The sequence below is a fragment of the Tissierella sp. P1 genome (assembly GCF_002266425.1).
GTDB lineage: Bacteria > Bacillota > Clostridia > Tissierellales > Tissierellaceae > Tissierella > Tissierella carlieri.
In genome coordinates this window covers 1-21927 of sequence record NZ_NPMN01000022.1, presented here as the reverse complement: position 1 = coordinate 21927, position 21927 = coordinate 1, and the positions used below count along the sequence as shown (strand labels likewise).

Here is a 21927-nt window from a genome sequence, read left to right as displayed (position 1 = left end):
AGGAGAATTTTTTTATTATGAGCAATGAAAAAACAACGGTTCCGCAGGAAGCGGAACAGCAACCCGGACAGGCGGCTCTGCCGCTGAAGCTGGACGTTACCGCCCGGCTCACCCCGCCAAAGGGCAACCTTGTAGGCTTTGCCAGTTTGAAGCTGAATGACTGCTTTGTAATTGACGATTTTAAGATTTTGCAGAATGACAAGGGCATTTTTGTAGGTATGCCGAGCAAGCCGGATAAGACCAGCAAAACCGGCTACCGGGATACGTCCCGCCCTATCACAAAGGAGTTTCGCGCCGAGCTGACCGAAGCCGTAACAGCGGCTTATCATGCGGAGCTTGAAAAGTTGCAGACCCGCGCCGCTACCATTGCTTCCCCCGAAAAGCAGTCTATCCCGAAACAGCTTGCGGAGGGCGCGAAACAGGCGGCACAGGAAAACGCCGCCCGGCCTGCTCCGGCAAAGTCCGGTAAGGCCAAAAATGCAGAAAGGTAACTTCGGGCCAACTTGGCCCGAAGTGCCGGAAAGGAGGATTCTATGCTTTACCAACAGCCGGAACAATCGCCGTGGGGCAAGGTGCAGACCTGTGATGTTCTCTGCCCCGGCGTATTTCTTGTGAGTACCGCCAGTCATGGCGGAACAATGGTTGCAAAGGATATGGCGGCGGTGCTTTCTCCTGCCGCTATCAAGTGCGGCTTTCGTCACAGTGGTTTTCTCTGTTTTGAGGAAGATACGCAGGAAGATGTTGCCCTGCGGGAGCTTTTGGATAAAAAATTGTGGACGGTTCCAGACCGTATAAAAGACAAGGCTGCTTTTGAGGAAAACATCAATAAGTCACTTCGAGAACACAACCCGGACTATTGGCGGGTACGGCAGGCCGGACTGGAAAAGACCCCGGCACGGCAGACGGTTCCTATCCACAATGCAGAACGATAATCAACTTCGGGTCAACTTGGCCCGAAGTCAGAAAGGAGGATTTTTCATTGGCCTATGTAAGCGTACCAAATGATTTATCAAAAATAAAAACCAAAGTGGCTTTCAATCTCACCAAACGCCAGCTTTTATGTTTCGGAGCGGCGGCGGTAGTCGGTATTCCGGCTTATCTTTTTACCCGTACCGCCATTGGCAATACCGGGGCTATGCTCTTAATGATTGCCCTTATGCTCCCTTGCTTTCTCATTGCCATGTATGAGCGTGACGGACAGCCGCTGGAAAAGGTGGTGCGTAATATTGTCCGCTCCAAATTCCTATGGCCCCGCACACGCCCCTATAAGACACAGAATTTCTATTCCTACCTAAGCAACCCCGGAAAGGAGGTTTCACCCAATGGCACAAAAAACAAAACGCCCGCCCGTTCCCGCAAAAAGCGGAAAGCCTAAAAAGCGCGGGCCGCAGTCGGCACAGCAGACCATTCCCTACAAGGAAATGCTGAAAGACGGTATCTGCAAGGTGCGGGAGGGCTACTATACAAAGACCCTTTCCTACGAGGATATTAACTACGCTGTGGCTTCCAGTGACGACCAAAGCACCATTTTTGATGGATACTGCGGCTTTCTCAATTATTTTGACAGTGCCTTGCCCTTTCAGCTTTCCTTTATCAACCACCGCTCCCGCCCGGAGAACCGTTACAGCGTAAACATTTCCCCGCAGGACGACGATTTCAACAGTATCCGGGGCGAATTTACCGCCATGCTGGAAAACCAGATTGCCAAAAGCAACAACGGCATTGTCCGCTCCAAATACATCACGTTCGGGATCGGGGCAGACGGGATTGCGGCGGCCCGGCCCCGCTTGGAGCGTATCGAAGCGGATATTGTGGGGAACTTCAAGAAGCTGGGCGTACAGTCGGTAACCCTTTCCGGGCGGGAACGCTTGGAGGTGCTACACAGCCAACTACACCCCGGAGGAAAGGAAAAATTTATTTTCGGTTGGGATATGATACCCCAAACAGGCATGGGAACAAAGGATTTTATCGCTCCTACGTCCTTTGATTTTCGCCAAAGCCGCGCCTTTCGTGTAGGGACTACATGGGGCGCGGCTTTGTATATGCAGATTATGGCTTCCGAGCTTTCCGACAAGCTGTTAGCGGAGCTTTTAGAGGTGGACGCGGAAATGACCATCACCCTGCATATCCAGACCGTAGACCAGACAAAAGCGGTGAAAACAGTCAAGGCAAAGCTGACCGACATAGACCGTATGAAGATGGACGAGCAGAAAAAAGCCGCCCGGGCCGGATATGACATTGATATTCTTCCCCCGGATTTGCTCACTTACAGCAAGGACGCGGCGGCACTCTTGGCAGATTTACAGAGCCGCAACGAGCGAATGTTTCTTCTCACATTCCTTGTGGTGAATACGGCCCCCACCCGCCAGCAGTTGGAAAACGATATTTTCACGGTATCGGGCATTACGCAGAAATACAACTGCTTTCTCAAACGGCTGGACTTTCAGCAGGAACAGGGCTTTATGAGCAGTCTGCCCCTTGGCTGGAATGGCATTGAAATACAGAGGGGCATGACAACAAGCTCAACGGCAATATTTGTTCCCTTTATGACGCAGGAGCTTCGCATGGGCGGTCAGGCATTGTATTATGGCATGAACGCCCTTTCCCATAACGTCATTATGGCAGACCGCAAAAAGCTGAAATCCGCCAATGGTTTGTATCTTGGCTCCACCGGCTCCGGCAAGAGCTTCGCCGCAAAGCGTGAGCTAATCAACGTATTCCTTGCTACCAAAGACCGCATTATCGTGGTAGACCCAATGGGCGAATACGCCCCGTTAGTCCGGCGGCTTGGCGGGGAGGTCATAGAAATATCGCCAAACAGCCCCCATCACATCAACCCAATGGATTTAAAACTGAACTTAACCGGAGAGGACAGCCCGCTTTCAATGAAAGCGGATTTTTTATTGTCCTTATGTGAGCTGATTATCGGTGGCAAGGAGGGGTTACAGCCCATTGAAAAAACGGTCATTGACCGTTGTGTGCGGCTGGTGTACCGGGAGCTTGCCCTTGGTATCGGGGACGGAAAAATGCCGCTTCTGCAAGATTTGTATGAAACCCTGTGCCAGCAGCCGGAACCGGAAGCCAGACGGATTGCAACCGCCTTGGAGCTTTACTGCACCGGCTCCCTTAATATGTTCAACCACCCTACCAACGTGCAGACCGATAATCGCATTACCTGTATCGTACTGAAAAGCATGGGCGAAAACCTAAGAAAAATTGCCATGCACATCACAAACGAGCTGGTGACACAGGCGGTAGACGAGAACTTTTTAAGAAGCCTTGCGACCTGGTGTTACTATGACGAATTTCATATTTTGTTGCAGGACGCACTTTCTGCCAGCTACTTTGTCCGTGTGTGGAAAATGCTTCGTAAAAAGGGCTGTGTGCCGAGTGCACTTACACAGAATGTGAAAGACCTTTTAGCCAGCCGCGAAATCGAAAATATCTTGGAAAACAGCGACTTTATGATACTGCTGTCACAGGCGCAGGGCGACCGGGCGATTCTCGCCAAACAGCTTGGCATATCAGAACATCAGCTTTCGTATATCGCCCACAGCAATTCCGGGGAGGGTCTTTTGTTCTTCGGCAATACCACCATTCCCTTTGTAGATCGTTTTCCCCGTGGCGAAATCTACAATCTGCTAACGACCCGCCCGGAGGATATAAGGGAGGCCCAAAATGCGTGATATGGGCAGGTCGGGCCGATTGCGGTTTATGCCAAAAGGGCAGGCGGGAACTTCGGGCCAACTTGGCTCGAAGTCAAAAAAGCGGGCGACTCCCAAAAAGGAAACTTCCGGGATAACACCGCCGCAAACCTCCGACCCGTCGGGAGCTTCACCGCCTGTGGGTAATCGTTCTGACCCTGCCACTTCGGGCCAACTTGGCCCGAAGTCGGGAAAGCTCCGGCAGGACAGCAAGAAGCCCCGCCCCTCGGAACGTCTACGGCGTGACGGAGAGCCGCCGCCCGGTAATGAAAAAACGGACACCTCGCCCGGCGGTGAAACTGCTGGAGCTGATTCAAATTCTGGCTCTACGGACAAAAAGGCGGCGCAGAACGGTAAGCGCATGGAGAAATCAAAGCTCCGTATGGAAAAGAGCGGCGAAAAGCTGAATACCGCCCATGAGAAATTAGCGAATCAGAAACCGCAGAAAAAGCCCGGCCCGATTAAAAAAGTCAGCCATGCCGCCGGGTATCAGTCATGGCGGTATGTGCATGGGAAAATTCATCAGGTGGAGCGTGAAAACGTGGGAACGGAAGCCGCCCACAAAACCGAGCTTGCCGGGGAACACCTCGTCTGGGGCGGTACACGCTTTATCAAGCACCGTATCCGCACCCGGCCTGCCCGGCAGGTTCGCAAGTGGGAAAACAGACATATCAGCGCAAGAGCCGATTACGCCTACCGCCAGCTTGTGCAGGACAATCCGGGCTTGCAAAGCAATCCGGTTTCCCGGTTCTGGCAAAAGCAACAGCTAAAAAAGCAGTACCGAAAACAGGCGAAGGAAGCGGCAAAGCAGGGCAAAAAAGCGGTGCGGTTCACAGAAAAAGTAGCCCGAACGGTTGCGGCCTTTGTAAAGCGCAATCCAAAGATTTTACTGCTTGGTCTGGTGCCGTTCCTGCTGATCGTGGTTCTACAATCCTGCATGGCGGGAATCACCATCATTGGCAACGGCCTGATTAGCGTTGTGGGCGGCACTTCCTACGGTTCGTCGGACAGCGATATTGAAGCCGTGGAAGAAAGCTATACCGCACTGGAAAAGGATTTGCGCGAACGGCTCTCCAGGATAGAAAGCGATTATCCAAACTATGACGAATACTGCTATTCCGCGGACGAAATCGGGCATGACCCCTTTGAGCTGGCTTCCTACCTGACTGCCAAATACGGCGGCTACACCCCGGCACAGGTACAGGCAGAACTGCAAGCCCTGTTCGAACAGCAATATATCCTGACCATCACGGAAACGGTGGAGGTACGCTACCGCACTGAAACCGACACTTGGACGGACGAGAACAGCGAAACCCATACCGACACCTACGAGGTTCCCTATGATTACTATATCCTCAATGTGTCTTTGAAGAATAAGTCATTGGGAGCCGTGGCTCTTTCCAATCTCGACCCGGAGCAGACGGAACGCTATACCATTTACCAAAAGACCAAAGGCAACCGCCCTTATCTGTTCGAGGGCAATATTTACGCCCATGCCGGGGAATACACCGATTACGACATACCGCCACAAGCTCTGGCCGACCCGGAATTTGCGGCTATGATTGCGGAAGCGGAGAAATATTTAGGCTACCCCTATGTTTGGGGCGGTTCTTCTCCCTCCACTTCATTTGATTGTTCGGGCTTTGTGTGCTGGGTCATCAATCAGTCGGGTGTGGGAAGCGTGGGGCGAACCACCGCAACAGGGCTTTACAATTCCTGTTCCCATATCCCACCGGACGAAGCACAGCCCGGCGACCTGATTTTCTTTCAAGGCACCTACGACACTTCCGGCGCAAGCCATGTGGGAATTTACGTTGGAAACGGTATGATGATCCATTGCGGTTCCCCCATACAGTACACTTCTATCAATACAAGCTACTGGCAAAATCATTTTTTAGGCTATGGGCGTTTGCCATAACGAAAAGGAGGTAACTTTTGAACGTAAAAATTGAACGTGTCAGCAAGGACATACAGAAAACTAAGGATAAAATCAATGAGTTTCAAACAAAGCTGCGGGAGCTGGAAAAGCAGAAAACCGAGCTTGAAAATCTGGAAATCGTGGACGCGGTGCGCGGCATGGATATTTCTCTGACCGACCTTGCCGACCTGCTGAAAGCGGCTAAGGCAGGCGGTGCCACTTCGGGCCAACTTGGCCCGAAGTCCACAGTAGCCGCCCAAACTGAAAAGGAGGAAATCGAAGAATGAAGAAAATTCGTATGACGGCGGTGCTGTGCGCCGTTTTTTTAATGGCTTTTTCCTTTAGCACCGTGGCCTATGCCAGCGGCGGTGAGGAAACCCCAGAGGTAACAGAAGCTCCGGAGACTTCTGAAACAACCAGCGACCCCAATCCCTTTACCCCCGCCGGAACAGGAACCGTAGTCAATACCGCCACGGACGAGGACGGAAAGCAGTTTTACGCCATTACCACCCCGGACGAAAATGTATTCTATCTTGTCATTGACCTTCAGCGGGAAACGGACAATGTATATTTTCTGAACGCTGTAACCGAAAAAGACCTGCTGGCTCTTGCGGAGAAATCCGAGGATACCGAGGAAAATGAAACCGCCACCGTTACCACTCCCGAACCGGAAAGCGATTCTGAAACGGATATAAGCTCTGAAATTTCTTTAGAAACCTCTACGGAGCCGGAGCAAAAAAGCAATACTACAATGCTCCTGCTGGTGCTGGCGGTTGTTTTGATTGGCGGCGGGGCCGGATATTACTTTAAGATTTACCGCCCGAAGCAGGAACAGGCCGCTTTGGCAGAGGACGAATTTGACGAATACGAAGCCGACCCCTACGACGAGCAGGAGGACGATACCCCGCCGTGGGAAGTAGATGGGGAGAATTCAGATACCGGAGAGGACGAGGAAGTATGAATTTTACAGGCAGCCCATACGAAAAAATGATGAAAGAAAAGCCCCGCCCCTGCCGTCCGGCTCCGGTACGCAAGCCGCCAAAAGACTCTCCCTGCCGGGATTGCAGCTATTGGAACGGCTCTGTCTGCTTGGGCGTTTGCTACCGGGATCTGATTGTGCCGCAAAGGGAGGGAACTTCGGGCCAACTTGGCCCGAAGTCAGACCTATGAGTGCCGAACTCCGGGAACTGACCCGCCGGGAACGCGCCGCAATCCGCAGGCTGGTAACAGGGATATGTGCCAACTATGACCCGGAATACGGCTGTCTGCCCCTTGATTACGGCGGCTGCTATATGCTGGATAAATGCTGGGCGGGCACATACTGCAAATATTTTCAAAAGGCCGTGCTTCCGCTTGAACCAGTGCTGGAAGCTGATTTAGACGGTTCCCCAGCGGTGCTCTCCCGTAAGACCTGCCCGGTCTGCGGGGCGGCCTATCTTCCTGTTACCAGTCAGACCTATTGTTCCGAAACCTGCCGCCGGAAAGGAAAACGCGAAGCAGACCGCCGCCGCCAGCAGCGGCACAGGCGCAGAAACAAGGGGTAAGGTGTCACGAAGTTCGCCTAAAAAAGCCTTGATTTCCGGGGCTTTCCGGCCCCGGTTTCAAGGAAAAGGTATCTACGCTTCCTGCCCCCGCTTTTTGAGGGTAACAGCGTGACATTTCCATGTATGAAAACGGAGGGAAAAATGAGCGATAAGGTAAAAGGATATGAAATCAAACGAGCCATTGCCTTTGAGAATGACCGTGGCTTTGCCCTTGGAGAAAACCCACAGGCGATACAGCCCTTTGCCACATGGCAGTTTACCGAGGACGCAAGCGGCAGGCGCGATTACTATTGGGGACACTATGCCACAGATAAAGCCGCTGCCACATGGGATTATGAGAACCGTGTGACCGAATATCAGCAGGATTACGGCGTATCTGAAAAATCAGCTTACCGATATTATTCTACTCAACGACCTGTGGATATTGGTACATTACCCAAAACAGAGAACGGCCCGTTATATCTTGTGAGTTTTGATAAGCGGGAAAGTGTGGAACAGGGTCGTTTTCTGGCATGGGGTTATCTTGTCTATGACGTGCCCCTGACAGAAAAACAGATGGCCGACTATGAGCTTCGAGCGGTTCCCGGCAATCCCGATAGAAAAGCCCCCCTGCGGGAACCGGGAGAAAGTAAATCCATTGCCGCTCGGCTGGCAGAGGGAGCAAAACAGGCGGCACAGGACAACGCCGCCCGTCCTGCTCCCGAAAAAGGCACAGAGAAAGAACGGTAATCACTTCGGGCAACTTGGCCCGAAGTCACAAAAAGGAGGTTTTTTAGAATGGGAAAGGACAACTATTTAAAAAATGCAGAGCTTTCCACGGAACAGAATTACAACATGATTGATGGGATTCCGAACAATGCCCCTCTGCCTGTTGTGCAGGCCATGCCGGAGGAAAAACCGAAAGACCGGGTAAAGGAGCCGCCAGCAAAACGCAGGAGCAGGGAAAGGGAAGAACGGTGAATCGCCCCAAACGCAGGCGGGGCGTTCCCCTTTATGTTTGGGTGAGTGAGGAAGAATACGCCGCCATTGGGGAACGTATGGCGCAGGCCGGAACGCAGAATTTAAGCGCCTATATTCGTAAAATGGCACTCAACGGCTATGTGCTGAATGTTGACCTTGCACCTGTTCGGGAGTTGGTTTCCCTGCAACGCAGATGTGCCAACAATCTGAATCAGGTTGCCATTCATGCCAATACCTACGGTGTGTATCCGTCCGAAATTGCCGCCCTGCAAAAAGATTATACCGAGTTATGGGGGCGGGTTTTAGAGGTACTCAAACAGCTTACTGCGATAATGGAGCTATAAGGAAAGCGGGGAGCGTTGGCACAATGCCGCCGCTCCCCGCTTTTACTTTAGCAGGTAATTAGCCTTGCCAAGTGTCAACAATAGGTTTCCAATCCAGAGAACGTTCTTCGGCATATGTCCAAACTTTCCAAAAATCTGGAGTGTCCGATTTAGGCCGGTTTTGTGAAGGGATATCTTTAATATCTACCACAGTAGGAATTGAAACGGCAGAACCTAAAATAATGGCTTTTTTGGTTGGTAAAGCGGGAAGTTCTGATAAAATATTTCCCATATTATCTGGAACCATTCTCCTGACCATATCTTGATCACGATCATTTACAATTCTATGCAAGATAAAAGAATTACACTGTGATAAAACTGTCGGGGATAATTCGGAAGGACGTTGCGAGGAAACAACAAGTCCCAAACCAAATTTTCTACCTTCACGCGCTATCTTCTCAAATACTTGTGTACATAGTTTTTCTGACGAATTATCATTATTGTCAGAATACTTTTTTATAAAGTTATGAGCCTCTTCCATAATTAATAGTGTTGGAAGTTCCTTTTCATAGTGTTTTCGGTATCTCTGTAATGCTTCAAAAATTAGCCTTGCAATGACCGAAACCATTAAATGAACTATGTTTGATGGTAATAGGGATAAATCAATAATACAAATTTTTGCCTTCTTTTCTTTTGATTCACCCAAGAATAAATTTACCCAGTCTAACAAAGTGATTTGTGGATTGTTTCCAATGACAGGCGACAGTACAGAATTACGAAGAATACTCTTAATTCTTATAGTCATAAAATCAATATATTGTGCCACTTGGGTATCATTTGCAAGTGCAGCGATATAGGGGGCAAGGTTGTCAATGGGGAATTCTATAGGATCATCTTCATTACATGTTAAGTTTTCGCTTACTTTTCCAAAAGCACCAGAGATACTTATAGTATTACTAAGAATAGTTTGAACATCTTGCGCTGGGAAAATATTATAGTACAGATTTCCGTTATATGTACCTTGATATTGTTGAATTGTAGCATCAGTAGTGTCACAGAAATTTACTAAATCTGTTTTATAATCGTTCGTTTCATCAAGCTTTAGAATTTCGAGCCTAAGTGCTTCAACTCTAGCCTTAAGTTCTTTACCGAATTTTGTTCTTTCATTAGATAAATGAGATTGAGAAACGATGGATTCACGCAGAAAACATTCCAATTTATAAATAAAAATTTTAATACGATCTCCAGTTACAGTTTCTTTGCTGAATTTAGTACAATCTTGGTTTGCTGCTTTTAAATCTCTAAGAGCTTCACGCAATAAAGGCTTTTGTGTTTTATCACTTGCTTGAAATACACTAGCCCATTCAGAACTTGTCCACATCCATGCAGGAATCCGTAGTTGAGAAGAACTGGATTTATCCAAATCCTTTACAGAACAATGTGTTACATCAACATTTAAATTATCAAATGAATGTTTATATTCTCCATTAGGGTCAAGGATAATAAATCGAGCATTTGGAGATTTTTGACCAGTTTTTTCACTTGATTCTATTGACCACCTTATTAATCCAGAAACCGTACAGGATTTCCCACTTCCTGTATTTCCGAGCACAGCAAGATGTCTCCCAAAAAGTTCATTAACAGAAATACGAACATCCCTATTACCAGCTAATGGTGACGTTCCAATTGTGATGGATTCTGCATCATGGTTTTCAATGATAGTATCCAGTTGCTCCGGGTCAGGAAGAAGAATAGGGTCACCTACAGTAGGTAAGGTAAATGCTCCTCGTTCAAATTCAAGGCCATTTAATGTAGCTGTGATATGACCAAGTATATTTAACGAAATAATTCTTGCCCCCCGGGGAAGATTGACCTCACTATTTACATTTAAATGATTATATCCTATCCACGAAATCATACCAACTAAGCACCCCGTCTCATTAGGGATGGTTAAAAAACTATTTATTCTTGGGAATAAAGATATATTACCCTCAGTAATGGAAACATTTGTTGGTGCAGTATCCAATAAGAAACCTTTGATTTCAGAAGGAGAAACCGAATCTACTATTCCGATACATTTATCTGAATAATTATTAAAGTTCATTTTCCACCTCCGCACTAACCTCCGTTCTGTCTAAATATCCTTTACGAGCATCAACGAGTTTACTTGCCGATTCAGTTATTGTGTCAATAGCTGCTTTCGGTAAATAAAATTGTACCAAATTTTCAATACTACCAAACTCGCTACCACAGAGTAATGTTATTTGAGCAAGATTAATTTGTCTTAAAAATCCAACAAGACGTTCGTCTATTCCATAAGAAATAATGATTAAATGCGTAGAGGGAGTACTAAGCATTTCTTTGATGATTTTATTTATATGGGTATCACCAAATCCGTATCCATATGTCACCAATGTTGAATTTGGCCGACATATGGCACTGCTAAAATCACGAAAGAGTTCTGAATATGGATATAAGGCTGTTTCAACTGATTTCATGGAATTGGGATAAATCATTAAATGGTCACGATAAGTTTTATCTTTGGGTAATTCAACTTTTTCAGCTCCGAATCGAAGGCAATCCTTATAAATTGTATTATTTTTATTAACCCAATCTACAGAACCATGAATTTTACTATAACGAACAACACCTTCTGCATAGCGAAATTCATTTTTGGCATCTGGTGTCCGATAATAATAATCAATTGTAGCTGGACTTTCTTGAAAACGGGGAACAATTTTTCCCCAAAAGCGATCCAAAATTTTAATACCTGAATAATCACAAGCAAGTTCTATAAAACGATCATAATTGGTTGTAAAAATATGCGTTCGCTCTCTGGTCGCAGTCCTACTACTGAAAGATGTAATAAATGACTTAAGTAAAAATAGTGCGAATTCTGATTTAGCTGATTGAGTAGTATCTGAAGATTCTAGTGCTGTCATAAACCTTTTTTCTGCTTCTAAAATACTATTACTAAAATCAGTAAGAACAATATCAATTTCAGCACCAAGCTTCTTTGCTGCTTTATCATTATTATCTATTTCGTAGCCATGAAGCAAGGATAAAGCGGTTCGTATCTGATCTTCAATATTATAATTACCTCTTCCCATTTGCTTTGCGGCATTTTCAGCATAAGAGTTTATTTTAGAAGAAAAGTCATCACCAAACTCTGCCTTTGCCATAGAAGATGACTTGACATTAGCAGAAGAACAGATGGCTATCGTAAGTCCAGTCCCGATTAACATTGATAAATGTTCAGTTTGTAGCGCCGCACTAAGCCACGGTTCAATTCTCTTTCGATATTGTTCACGCGTAGACTGTAAGTCTTTTTCCCCATTAAAATTATCAAATACAGGGAATTCAATCTTACTGCTAATTTTTAAACAATTTTGGTTTTCGAGCATCGACTGATACAATGTTCCATCAATATTCATAATTGTTTTTCTCCTTCACTATTTATCCGTCCTTTTCATCGCAAAAGCAGCAATATGCACCAAATTTTCAAAAGTGGTAAAATTTATTTATATTTAATTATACAGCATTTTCCTTACGTAAACAAGCTGACTTCGGGCCAACTTGTCCCGAAGTCCCGGGACAAGATCGGTGCGGCCTCGACAACATTGTTGCGCCCTGCTCAAAATGGTAAAATATAGGTAGGATACAACAAGAAAGCCACTCAATGAAAGGAGAATTTTTATGAAGTTTATCAAGCTAATATTTAAGATTATCGCCGCGCCGTTTGTGGTTCTGCTGACGATAGTAACACCCATGATTGAATTTGTGTTCTGCTATGCCGCCGCTTTCTTACAGGTAGTTTCCGGGATAGGCGTTCTTATCAGTATCGCCCTGCTGATAAGCGGTGAAAAACTGGGCTTCGGTGTGTTCCTGTTACTGTCGTTTTTAGTTTCTCCCCTTGGGATTCCCGCCATTGCGGAATACCTCATTGACGGACTGCACAGCCTGAACAATTCGCTTCGCTTTTTCATCGTAAGCTAACAGCAGCATAACAGAACTGCCGGGCAACTTCGGGTCAACTTGGCCCGAAGTTGTTTTTTTGAGGAAAGGAGGAAACGCACATGGCAACCACCCGCCTTATGACCCGTCACACGGGAAGCGGCATGACCATTATGGAAACCTTAAAAGACGGTTTTGACTACGGAAAAAATCCAGATAAGACCCGAAACGGCGATTTAATTCTTTCCTATGAATGTGACCCGGCCACGGCTGACGCGGAATTTTTACTCTCCAAAGCAAAGTACAAAGCTATCACCGGGCGGGAGCAAAAACGGGAAAATGATGTGCTGTATTACCAAATCCGGCAGTCGTTCCTGCCCGGCGAAACCGACCCGGAAACCGCTCTTAAAATCAGCTATGACCTTGCCATGCGTTGGACGAAAGGCCGACACGCCTTTTTCGTGGTTTCCCATGCTGACCGTCCCCACCCTCATTGCCATATTTACTACAATTCTACTTCGCTGGACTGCACCCGGAAGTTCCGGGATTTTATCGGTTCAGCCCGTGCGGTGCGGCGGCTCTCTGACCGGATATGTCTTGAAAACGGACTGTCTGTTATCACCAATCCCAAACGCCACAGCAAGGGTAAATTCAAACACTACGGGGAATGGGTGGGCGGTCACAAGCAGCCCACCTTTCAAGAGAAATTAAAGGTGCAGATTGATATTTGCCTTGCAATGAAGCCGCCGGATATGGACACCTTTTTACAGGCAATGGCGGCGGCTGGCTATGAAATCAAACACGGGCGCGGCGGCACAATCAGCTTTCGGGCAGAGGGGCAGGAACGTTTTACCCGGCTCCATGCTTCTACGCTTGGCAAGGGCTACGGGCAGGAGGATATACAAGCGGCGATTGATGGAAAAGCCGCTCCGCAGGAGAAACGCAAGGTCAATCTGATTGTGGATATTCAATCCCGTATGAAAGCCGGAAAAGCCTGGCCTACGAACGCTGGGCAAAGGTATTCAACCTCAAGCAGATGGCGGCGGCGTTACAGTATTTGCAGGAAAACAGCCTGATGGAATATGCGGATTTAGAGCAAAAGGCCGCAGAGCTTACCGACCGTTTCCATACGCTTTCAGACAGCATAAAAACCACCGAAGCATCTCTGCGTATCAATGCAGAATTAAAGGCGGCTGTGGTAGATTATGCGAAAGCCCGGCCTGTGTTTGAGAGGTACAAGGCGGCGAAGTACAGCAAAAAATATCTTGCAGAGCATGAAGCGGATATTGCCGTCTATCGGGCGGCACAGGACACATTCCGGCGTTTGCTGTCCGGGGCGAAGCTTCCCAAAATGGATACGCTGAAAGCGGAGTTTCAGCGGTTATCGGCTGACAAGAAAAAGGCTTACCGGGAGTACCGGGAAACCAAAAAGGCTATGCAGGAAATTGTAACTGTGAAAAGCAATATAGACCATCTGCTCGGCCTGACGGACGCGCAGAAAAATAAGGAAATGGAGAGATAGCGAACATGACGCAACATGAGGTGCAACGCACCGACTTCGGGCCAAGTTGGCCCGAAGTCGCAGGGTTTGGGGAAGGCACTCCCCAACAAGCAATTTTTGAGTTTTCCCGTCAGGGAAAATTTCAAAAATGTGCAAGTGTCAATACACTTGCCCTGCTTGCCGGTTAGCATAACCTCCGTTAATGAGAGTTACACAAGAACTGCTTAACCAGTTTTGTTAAGCTTGTTAGGCCAACTCCTTGACATTTTGTGTGGTTTTGATATAATAGAAACAGATGTTGCGCAACATCTGTTTCTATTAATATTCATTATTAAAAAGCAATTTTTTCAATGATAAATATTCATTTAGGAGGACTTTATATGCCGCCAAAGCCATTAACTAATAAGGAAGCAATTTTGAGGGCTGCTATTTCTATAGTACGCGAACAGGGCATGGAGGGGATAAACGCAAGAAGTATTGCTTCCGCATTGAACTGCTCAACCAAACCTTTATTCCGCGTTTATGAAAATATGGAAGCACTAAAACAAGATGTCATTACTCAACTCAATATATATTATAACACTTTCATGGAAGCCCGAATGAGTAATGATAACCGCCTCCTAATGCAAGGAATTGCTTACATTGAATTTGCCAGACAAGAAAAGAATATATTTAATACCCTTTTTATGAACAAAGCTTGTGCGGGGAAAAGTATTAAAGATATTCTTGATGCTGATTGGAACCAACTTTCAATTCTAAATGCAAAGGAAATAACGGGCCTTAGTCTGGAAAACGCACGAAATTTATTTAGGGATGTGTGGCTTTATTCACATGGTATTGCAACTCAAATTGTATCAGACGATATTGACTTGCCATATGAGGAAGTAATTACGCTTATTAAAAATGCTTTTCACCGATTTGCTTTAGTAATAGAGGACAAAGAACATAAGTGATACTCCTATTATCTAACCCAACGCAAATCAAATAATCAATTCATTATTAACAGCTTTTATGAAAGGACAAAATCGTTATGCTAAAAAGTAAAATCCGAACTCAAGAGGAAACCAAAAAATATTTAAGCGAATTAAAAGATTGGCTTGATGGGGTAAAGAATGTTCCTGTGGAAGAAATGGCGAATTTTTTCGCTAATAGGATTAGTGAATATAATAATGTTCATTTAAAAAACTGGGGCGAGGAATACGCTCATATTGCAGATTTCTTTGATGATGGTTTGAAAACATTACTTGATATTGGTTGTGGCACAGGTTTGGAGCTTGAATCAATGTATAAGAGATTTCCCGAAGTCAGGGTTACAGGTATTGATTTGTCTGAATCTATGCTTGACAAGTTACGAGAAAACTATGGTGATAAAAACATTGAAATAATCAATGCGGACTATTTTGAATACCCGTTTGAGGAAAATAAGTTTGACGCTGCTATGTCTTTTGAAACACTTCATCATTTTAAATATGAAAAAAAGCAACTGATTTATAATAAACTTTATCAGACGATAAAAGCTGGTGGATATTATATAGAATGTGACTATATTGCCTGTTGCGATGAAGAGGAAGCGCTTTGTCTTGAGGGATACGAATATAGGCGCAAGCAAAATAATATACCCGAAGATATGTTTATACATATTGATATTCCACTGACATTGGAACATCAATTTGAGCTTATGAAAAATGCCGGTTTTAAACCTGTTGAGGTTTTGTATCAAAATTGTGGAACGGTAATTATTAGAGCAGAAAAATAGTAACTGATGAAATGATGTAGGGGGTGATAATGATTGAAGTTCAATGGTTACTATGTCCTATATGTGGTAATAAAACAAGACTGAAAATTAGAGAAGATACGAAACTCGAAAACTTCCCCCTATACTGTCCCAAATGCAAACAAGAATCCCTAATCAATGTGCGACAACTGAATATGTCAGTTATCAAAGAGCCAGACGCAAAGACGCAGAGCCGATAATCAATGAGTACACATCTCTTGATTATCGGCTCTTTTCATATACCAATTTTCTGCTATACGATTGCTGGTAAATTTAACAGACATACAAAGCCGTCATTTTCCGTTTTAAATACCGGAAAGAGTATATCTGTAATTCTTCTTAATCTGGCGGCTTTGGGATAAGGAGGTTTTTATGTGCCCCAAAGCGTTTTTTTCTCTGAGAGAAACGCCGCCATATTGTGACGGTTTAATATAGGAGAAAAATTTCATTTACATAGTTTAAAAATATTATATCAACTTGTGGGCTGCTATTGCGCCCATTTTTTGTTCGACACCTTTCGCCCTAATTTGCGTAAAGGTGTTTTTTTGTACCCTTTTTTCACTGACAACGTATGGGACAAGCTTTGTCACTTCGGGCCAACTTGGCCCGAAGTCCGACCCCGCTGTCGTTCCCCTCCCGCTCCGTTTCGATTCACTATTCCCTAAAAAATCGAAATGGAGGAACGCCCTATGCTAAAATCAATCTGCGGGATTTTTACCCGTTTTATAATTCCGACTTCTTTGTTGAAATACCCGATGTAATCAAGGACGCTTTGTTGGAAGCGGAACGTTTGGAGAAAAACTACATTCGCCGCCGCTTCTATAACAAGGCCCACTATTCGCTGGACGCTGACGACGGGATTGAAAAGGATATTCTTTTTGTATCCCTTTCTCCTTGCGAGATTTACGAGCGTAAAATTACTGCCGAACAACTGCACTCTGCAATCGCTTCCTTGCCGGACAAGCAGGGAAAACGAATTTATGCCCATTACATACTCGGCATGAGTAAATCCGATATTGCACGAGCAGAGGGTGTAAATGAAAAAGCAGTCAGAGTTGCTATTGAGAAAGGATTGAAAAGCATGGAGGAATTTTTAAAAAAGTCTTGATTTCCAGTTCCGAATTTGAGCTTCAAATCACATGGCTATTAGAAGGAGTTTTTCTCCGTCTGCCGTTCTTTGACAACTGAATACCGATAACCCGGATACGTTCAATCAAAAAGGGAGCCAAGCCGCAGGGTACGCCAAGACCGCCCGTTGAAAGGGGGAAAGACCAAACGGAGCGTAAGCGATTCCTACCAACTGTGACAGAGCAGATATGGCAATCTGCCCGGCGATAATCTTTTGATTGGTACAATGATACTTACGGTTTGAACGCGTCACAGTATTGACCGTCGCGCCATCAGCATGGGGCGGGGTGAAATTCCCATGAGGGCGGTTGCCGCCGCCCGTCCGGGTTATCGTCTTTTATATATAGGGAGTGCCGTGTCGCTTCTTTCTGTCTTATGACAAGCCGACCTATAACGGCGCGGCATACTCCCGATTGATAAATGGAGTTTTACTATGGATAAGGAATTACAGTCATTGCTATATCAGCAATGGAGCAACGGCGCTTGCCGTGGCTATGTCATTCGGGCTATGGAAAACTGTGATTTCAGCCCGGACGATATAAAGCGTGTGGTTTCAGAGCTTCACTATGTTTTCGATACTTGCGGCATAGAGGAAGCGGAAACCCACTATCAGAACAGCCCTTATTGACTTCGGGCCAACTTGGCCCGAAGTATGAGGAAAGATTAACAGCCATCACTTTTGCTGATAAAAATGGTGGCTGTTTGTGTTTTCTCATAGGACAATCAGAGCATTTCATATACATGGAAAGGAGGGGGCGATTGTGATTGAAGAAACGTATTCCAATTTCAGAGTTGGCAAACGTAGACATAGAAGCGGTGAACAAAGAGGATTTAGTTGATGTTAGCGGCTTCACCTTTGATACGACTGTGCCGCAGGAACAACGTGCGGCGAAAGTCATTGCGGCAGTTAAAAATCCCTATTGTTTTCGTGTGGGCGATATGGGTGTAAAACTGGAATTTCCAGAGAACGCTCCCCCATTGCAAGATGTGTTTGCCGACTTCCTTAAACGCAAGAAAAGCGGCCTGTAAAGCCAGTTTACAGGCCGCGACAACATTGTTCGCATTACGCTGAAATGGTATAATATAAGTGTAATGTGATAGGAAGGAGGACACATGGCACGAACAAAAAACAGGGGCTTTGAGGAAAAAACATCCGCACCTCAAATTATCCGCTGGAAACTCGCTCAATATATCCGCTTATCCAAAGAGGACATAAACCGTGGAAAGGATGACAGCAACAGCGTTACCAACCAAAAAGCATTGCTTGATGATTACTACCAACAGCACATAGACGAGTTTGAAAGTACCCAACCGCCGTATGTAGATGATGGGTACACCGGAACAGACACCAACCGGGACAGCTTTCAAAGATTACTTTCTGACATATACGCAAAAAAAGTAAACTGTGTTATCGTCAAAGACCTCTCTCGCCTCTCCCGTAACTATACGGACGCAGGGAGCTTGATTGAAAATCTGTTTGTACAGATGAATGTACGGTTTATCAGCTTGACAGAGGGTATTGACAGTTACTTGAACCCGGACAGTATTTCCAATCTCATTGTGCCGATTACCAATGTTATCAACGACAACTTCTGCTATCAGACTTCAAAGAAGATACGGCAGGTTTTTGATATGAAGCGGCGCAATGGTGAGTTTATCGGTGGGTTTGCCGCTTATGGTTACAAGAAAAACCCAAAGGACAAAAACGCCTTAATAGTTGATGAAGAAGCCGCCGAGATTGTAAAAAACATTTATGAGTGGTTTCTGGACGGTATGAGCAAAAATGCTATTGTACACAATCTCAATGACCGTGGCATTTTGTGTCCGTCCGAGTATAAGAAAAGCAAGGGCTTAAACTATCAAAATCCGAGCGGTTCCGAAAGGCCGTTATGGAGTTCAAAGACTGTAAGCGACATTTTGAAAAACCGCCTTTATGTAGGGGACATGGTACAAGGCCGCCAGCGTGTGAAAAGCTATAAGATACATACGCAGGAACAGGTTCCCGAAAATGAATGGTACATTGTGGAGAATACCCATGAGCCAATCATAGAACGGCCTATCTTTGAAAAAGTGCAGGAGTTGCTAAAGCGTGACACCCGCACCGCTCCGCAGAAAAAGAAACTCTATCTGTTCAGTGGCTTTCTCCGTTGTGCCGATTGCGGTAAGGCTATGAGCCGCAGTCAAGTAAAAGGCACGGTGTACTATTTCTGCCGCACCTACAAAGACCAGTCAAAAACAGCCTGCACCAAACATTCCGTGAAGCATAACCGGCTGGAAGCGGCTGTCCTGTATGCCATTCAGCAACAGGTATATCTTGCAGTACACTATGCAAATACTTTGGAATATATCAGCACGGCTCCGCTTCAAAAAAGCCAGTCCATACGGATTGAAGCATTGATAGACGCAAAAGAAAAGGAACGCTCCAAAATCATGCGTTATAAGCAATCCATTTATCAGGATTGGAAAGACGGAGAAATCACCCATAGCGATTACCGCCATATGAGCGAAGATTACGAACGGCAAATAGCCGCTTTAGGCGAAGTTTTGAAAAACCTCCATGCAGAGCGTGAGGAATTACAAAACGGCATTACCGCTGAAAGCCCTTGCTTAGTAGTTTTCAAGAAGTTTGAAAATATCGACAAACTGACAAGAGAGGTTTTAGTTGAGCTTGTAGACCATATCAAGGTACATGAGAACGGTAACATCAGTGTGAAGTTTAAATTCGCTGACGAACTACGCCGGATAATGGAATACATAGAAATCAACACTCAATCCGAAGCGGTTTAACATACCGCTAATAAAAAGGCAGTTTGTTTTCCTAATATTACCGGGGCAACTGGTCCTACTGGACCAACAGGACCTACTGGAACCACTGGACCTACTGGAGCTACTGGACCTACTAGTCCTACTGGAGCCACTGGACCTACTGGGCCTACTGGATCAATTGGAGCCACTGGACTTACTGGACCTACTGGGCCAACAGGACCAACGGGAGTCACTGGTCCAACTGGTGCAACAGGTTCAACTGGAGAAGTTGTTTTGGCTTTTGGATCTTTAAGAGGAGCTAGTGTAGAAGTACCTGGGGCAACATTCACACCAGTACCATTCAGTGTGGTTGGACCTTTATCAAATATCACGGTTAGCCTATCAGGCAATGAATTAGTGGTGGGAGAAAGCGGAATTTTTCAAATAACAATATCTATTAATGCTGAAGCCACTGTTGATCCGGATCCAGATCAACCATATCTAAATGCTATTATTACTGTCAATGGCACACCTATTTTTGGTGATACCACTACTTTTTTTAAGATATCAAACAGAAGCAGTTCATCGTTTATCGTTCAAGCTTCCTTAACAGCAGGAGATGAAGTGGGAGCAAGTATTAGTACGACTTTTCCTATTCTAGGTTATATGAATCGTTCTTTGACTGTTGTTCAATTAAGTTAATTAAAGAATTTTCAATATTAATAATGTAGAGTTAGTAATAATGTTTCTGTAATTGATGAATCTACTAGCTACTGTACCTGTAGGAACTACGCCTCTTGGAGCTGACATATCGTGTTCATAAACAAAGCAATAACTTAAATATATAATAACTCAAAAATGCAAAATCTGTTTTCTTCTGCAGCTCACTTGCAAAATTAGCTTTCGTTCTGAAATATTTATTTAACACAATTTAATTAATTGAATATAATAGTATTAGGCATTAGACATGCCTTATTAAATGCTTATCACTTCACTCCTTTTTAGAAAAAGCACGTTCTAATATATAAAGAGACCTTTTCATAGGGTCTCTTTACTATTTTAAATCTATAATAAATTCTTCAATAAAAAGACCAGAAAATTAATCCTGGTCTAATCGTTCTATAGGTGTAATTATTTATTATATTAAATGATAGTACATAAAGGCACTCTAACTAGAACTAGGCGATCAGTTGCATTTTCAACATTAAACACTAGGAATGCATTTTGACCTACTACAAATACACAAATAAGATTTACTTCCTGTCCTGGACCTGGAGTAGGAATTGTATTAACTATTTGACAACGCATAACTCCTGCTGCTATTAGTGCTGCTGCTTGTGCTGCTGTTATTTGAAATATGATTACTTCTTCTCTTTCAAAACCCATAACCTCTATTTCTATTTCTATAAGCAAGAAAAATCTTCCATCTATTTGGGCTACGCATGTTGCACCTATCATAATTGGACCGTTACATGTTGGTTTTCTGCTAGCCATTTGTTCGTAATCCATTGCTTTCGCCTTCCTTATTTTGTATTGGAAAAATTTCTTTTCCAATATTAGTATATTGTGGACTAGCAAAAGTGTTACTACAAAATAAAAAAGACCCTAGATTTTACTCTAGAGTCTCAATAACTATTTTTCAAATGCATTCTTAGTACCACTATATAATCCTACAGCACTAAGCCCTATGAATATACCTTGCACTAACCCTGCTTTTGTGTCTCCGTTTCCAAATAGTCCAATTCCTATGACTATTCCTAATGACACCGAGATTGCAGGTACATATTTTTCTTTTAATCCTACTTTCTTTAATACCTCTAATATTCCTATTAATAGGGGTATTATCGCTATTCCTGCATATTCCATTATTTGTTCTCTCCTTTATTTTTATAGTTTTTTTATAGTTTCTAAAAAGGCTAAGGTTTCCCCTAGCCTTCTTGTTAAGCTGTTACTATCATTGCGCCATATCCTTTAGCTTTAAGTTCATTCGCTAAGGCTTCAGCATTTGATCTAATACTAAATGCTCCTACTTGTACTTTATATAATCCTCCTACTGTAACTACGATTGGATTATATCCTTTTCCCCTAAGTTCATTTGCCAAATTATCTGCATTTGCTTTTACTGAGAATGCTCCTACTTGTACTCTGTAAATTGTTGAACCACCGCCTTGATATGGTATTCCAAGGTAATTTAATATTCCCTTAGATACTGCTACTGCTAAATCATTTTGTCTGCCTATTAGTATAGCAGCATCTTGGTTATTAGTTATAAATGCCAACTCTACTAATGCTGCTGGCATATTAGTTAATCTTAATACTGCAAAATCTGCCGTCTTAGTTCCTCTGTTTACTGTATATGCTCCACTTGCTATTATA

28 protein-coding genes are annotated in these 21927 nt (G+C 44.6%); 22 read left to right on the top strand and 6 right to left on the bottom strand.

The annotated features are described in order from the left end of the window. Positions 1-17: 17 nt before the first annotated feature. From CIW83_RS15215 to mobC, 11 genes are all read left to right on the top strand, one after another. Positions 18-491, top strand: coding sequence for a SpoVG family protein (locus CIW83_RS15215; RefSeq protein WP_094902745.1), 474 nt, complete (start codon positions 18-20; stop codon positions 489-491). Between the two features lie 42 nt (positions 492-533). Beyond that, positions 534-932 carry a hypothetical protein gene (locus tag CIW83_RS15210; RefSeq protein WP_094902743.1) on the top strand — a complete coding sequence of 133 codons (399 nt, stop codon included), beginning with the start codon at positions 534-536 and terminating at the stop codon, positions 930-932. Positions 933-979: 47 nt separating this feature from the next. Beyond that, the gene (locus CIW83_RS15205; protein ID WP_094902741.1) at positions 980-1375 is read left to right on the top strand and encodes a PrgI family protein; all 396 of its coding nucleotides are present in this window, start codon (positions 980-982) and stop codon (positions 1373-1375) included. Then, a complete protein-coding gene (locus CIW83_RS15200) occupies positions 1323-3686 on the top strand; it encodes a VirB4-like conjugal transfer ATPase, CD1110 family (protein WP_235601363.1) in 2364 nt (787 codons plus the stop codon). Before CIW83_RS15205 ends, CIW83_RS15200 begins: the two co-directional genes overlap by 53 nt. Beyond that, complete coding sequence (locus tag CIW83_RS15195; RefSeq protein WP_094902739.1) at positions 3679-5622, top strand: C40 family peptidase; 1944 nt, start codon at positions 3679-3681, stop codon at positions 5620-5622. The genes CIW83_RS15200 and CIW83_RS15195 overlap by 8 nt, the downstream gene beginning before the upstream one ends. Positions 5623-5639: 17 nt before the next feature. Then, positions 5640-5909 carry a DUF4315 family protein gene (locus CIW83_RS15190; protein WP_094902737.1) on the top strand — a complete coding sequence of 90 codons (270 nt, stop codon included), beginning with the start codon at positions 5640-5642 and terminating at the stop codon, positions 5907-5909. Further along, the gene (locus CIW83_RS15185) at positions 5906-6583 is read left to right on the top strand and encodes a DUF4366 domain-containing protein (protein WP_094902735.1); all 678 of its coding nucleotides are present in this window, start codon (positions 5906-5908) and stop codon (positions 6581-6583) included. Before CIW83_RS15190 ends, CIW83_RS15185 begins: the two co-directional genes overlap by 4 nt. A gap of 205 nt (positions 6584-6788) precedes the next feature. Beyond that, a complete protein-coding gene (locus CIW83_RS15175) occupies positions 6789-7166 on the top strand; it encodes a cysteine-rich VLP protein (RefSeq protein WP_094902731.1) in 378 nt (125 codons plus the stop codon). 141 nt (positions 7167-7307) lie between these two features. Then, positions 7308-7895, top strand: coding sequence for a hypothetical protein (locus CIW83_RS15170; RefSeq protein ID WP_094902729.1), 588 nt, complete (start codon positions 7308-7310; stop codon positions 7893-7895). Between the two features lie 48 nt (positions 7896-7943). Next, on the top strand, positions 7944-8126 hold the full coding sequence (locus tag CIW83_RS15165; RefSeq protein WP_094902727.1) for a DUF4316 domain-containing protein: 183 nt from the start codon (positions 7944-7946) through the stop codon (positions 8124-8126). Next, positions 8123-8470 (top strand): plasmid mobilization relaxosome protein MobC, encoded by a 348-nt coding sequence (gene mobC, locus CIW83_RS15160; RefSeq protein WP_094902725.1) that lies wholly within the window; start codon positions 8123-8125, stop codon positions 8468-8470. Before CIW83_RS15165 ends, mobC begins: the two co-directional genes overlap by 4 nt. Positions 8471-8528: 58 nt before the next feature. On the opposite strand, the gene CIW83_RS15155 is transcribed toward mobC, so the two are convergent. Both CIW83_RS15155 and CIW83_RS15150 read right to left on the bottom strand, forming a co-directional pair. Beyond that, a complete protein-coding gene (locus CIW83_RS15155; protein ID WP_094902723.1) occupies positions 8529-10553 on the bottom strand; it encodes an ATP-binding protein in 2025 nt (674 codons plus the stop codon). Beyond that, positions 10543-11883 (bottom strand): SIR2 family protein, encoded by a 1341-nt coding sequence (locus CIW83_RS15150; RefSeq protein WP_094902720.1) that lies wholly within the window; start codon positions 11881-11883, stop codon positions 10543-10545. The genes CIW83_RS15155 and CIW83_RS15150 overlap by 11 nt, the downstream gene beginning before the upstream one ends. A gap of 262 nt (positions 11884-12145) precedes the next feature. On the opposite strand from CIW83_RS15150, the gene CIW83_RS15145 reads away from it, so the two are divergent. The 10 genes from CIW83_RS15145 (at position 12146) to CIW83_RS15105 (ending at position 19593) form a co-directional block, all read left to right on the top strand. Next, on the top strand, positions 12146-12445 hold the full coding sequence (locus CIW83_RS15145) for a CD1845 family protein (RefSeq protein WP_094902718.1): 300 nt from the start codon (positions 12146-12148) through the stop codon (positions 12443-12445). Between the two features lie 80 nt (positions 12446-12525). Next, positions 12526-13479, top strand: coding sequence for a relaxase/mobilization nuclease domain-containing protein (locus tag CIW83_RS15140; RefSeq protein WP_235601362.1), 954 nt, complete (start codon positions 12526-12528; stop codon positions 13477-13479). Next, positions 13461-13925, top strand: coding sequence for a hypothetical protein (locus CIW83_RS23855; protein WP_235601361.1), 465 nt, complete (start codon positions 13461-13463; stop codon positions 13923-13925). Before CIW83_RS15140 ends, CIW83_RS23855 begins: the two co-directional genes overlap by 19 nt. Before the next feature lie 359 nt (positions 13926-14284). Beyond that, positions 14285-14857, top strand: a complete 573-nt coding sequence (locus CIW83_RS15135) for a TetR/AcrR family transcriptional regulator (protein ID WP_094902716.1) — start codon at positions 14285-14287, stop codon at positions 14855-14857. A gap of 77 nt (positions 14858-14934) precedes the next feature. Beyond that, entirely contained in the window at positions 14935-15660 is a 726-nt protein-coding gene (locus CIW83_RS15130; RefSeq protein ID WP_094902714.1) for a class I SAM-dependent methyltransferase, read from the top strand. 29 nt (positions 15661-15689) lie between these two features. Continuing rightward, positions 15690-15878 carry a cysteine-rich KTR domain-containing protein gene (locus CIW83_RS15125; RefSeq protein WP_013271013.1) on the top strand — a complete coding sequence of 63 codons (189 nt, stop codon included), beginning with the start codon at positions 15690-15692 and terminating at the stop codon, positions 15876-15878. A gap of 449 nt (positions 15879-16327) precedes the next feature. After that, a complete protein-coding gene (locus CIW83_RS15120; RefSeq protein WP_094902831.1) occupies positions 16328-16786 on the top strand; it encodes an RNA polymerase sigma factor in 459 nt (152 codons plus the stop codon). 453 nt (positions 16787-17239) lie between these two features. Then, positions 17240-17434 (top strand): hypothetical protein, encoded by a 195-nt coding sequence (locus tag CIW83_RS15115; protein ID WP_013271011.1) that lies wholly within the window; start codon positions 17240-17242, stop codon positions 17432-17434. A gap of 137 nt (positions 17435-17571) precedes the next feature. After that, complete coding sequence (locus CIW83_RS15110; RefSeq protein ID WP_094902712.1) at positions 17572-17835, top strand: DUF6870 family protein; 264 nt, start codon at positions 17572-17574, stop codon at positions 17833-17835. A gap of 84 nt (positions 17836-17919) precedes the next feature. Beyond that, entirely contained in the window at positions 17920-19593 is a 1674-nt protein-coding gene (locus CIW83_RS15105) for a recombinase family protein (RefSeq protein WP_094902710.1), read from the top strand. Here CIW83_RS15105 and CIW83_RS23850 read toward each other — a convergent pair. Then, positions 19590-19943, bottom strand: a complete 354-nt coding sequence (locus CIW83_RS23850) for a hypothetical protein (protein WP_235601359.1) — start codon at positions 19941-19943, stop codon at positions 19590-19592. The genes CIW83_RS15105 and CIW83_RS23850 overlap by 4 nt on opposite strands. Positions 19944-19971: 28 nt before the next feature. Between CIW83_RS23850 and CIW83_RS23845 the strand changes: the two genes are divergently transcribed. Beyond that, positions 19972-20253, top strand: a complete 282-nt coding sequence (locus CIW83_RS23845; RefSeq protein ID WP_235601358.1) for a hypothetical protein — start codon at positions 19972-19974, stop codon at positions 20251-20253. Between the two features lie 441 nt (positions 20254-20694). On the opposite strand, the gene CIW83_RS15090 is transcribed toward CIW83_RS23845, so the two are convergent. The 3 genes from CIW83_RS15090 to CIW83_RS15080 all read right to left on the bottom strand — a co-directional run. Beyond that, positions 20695-21060 (bottom strand): hypothetical protein, encoded by a 366-nt coding sequence (locus CIW83_RS15090; RefSeq protein ID WP_094902706.1) that lies wholly within the window; start codon positions 21058-21060, stop codon positions 20695-20697. A gap of 123 nt (positions 21061-21183) precedes the next feature. After that, on the bottom strand, positions 21184-21417 hold the full coding sequence (locus CIW83_RS15085; protein WP_094902704.1) for a phage holin family protein: 234 nt from the start codon (positions 21415-21417) through the stop codon (positions 21184-21186). Between the two features lie 74 nt (positions 21418-21491). Further along, positions 21492-21927, bottom strand: a 436-nt coding sequence (locus CIW83_RS15080; RefSeq protein ID WP_143598571.1) for an N-acetylmuramoyl-L-alanine amidase, incomplete at its 5' end; no start/stop codon positions are given.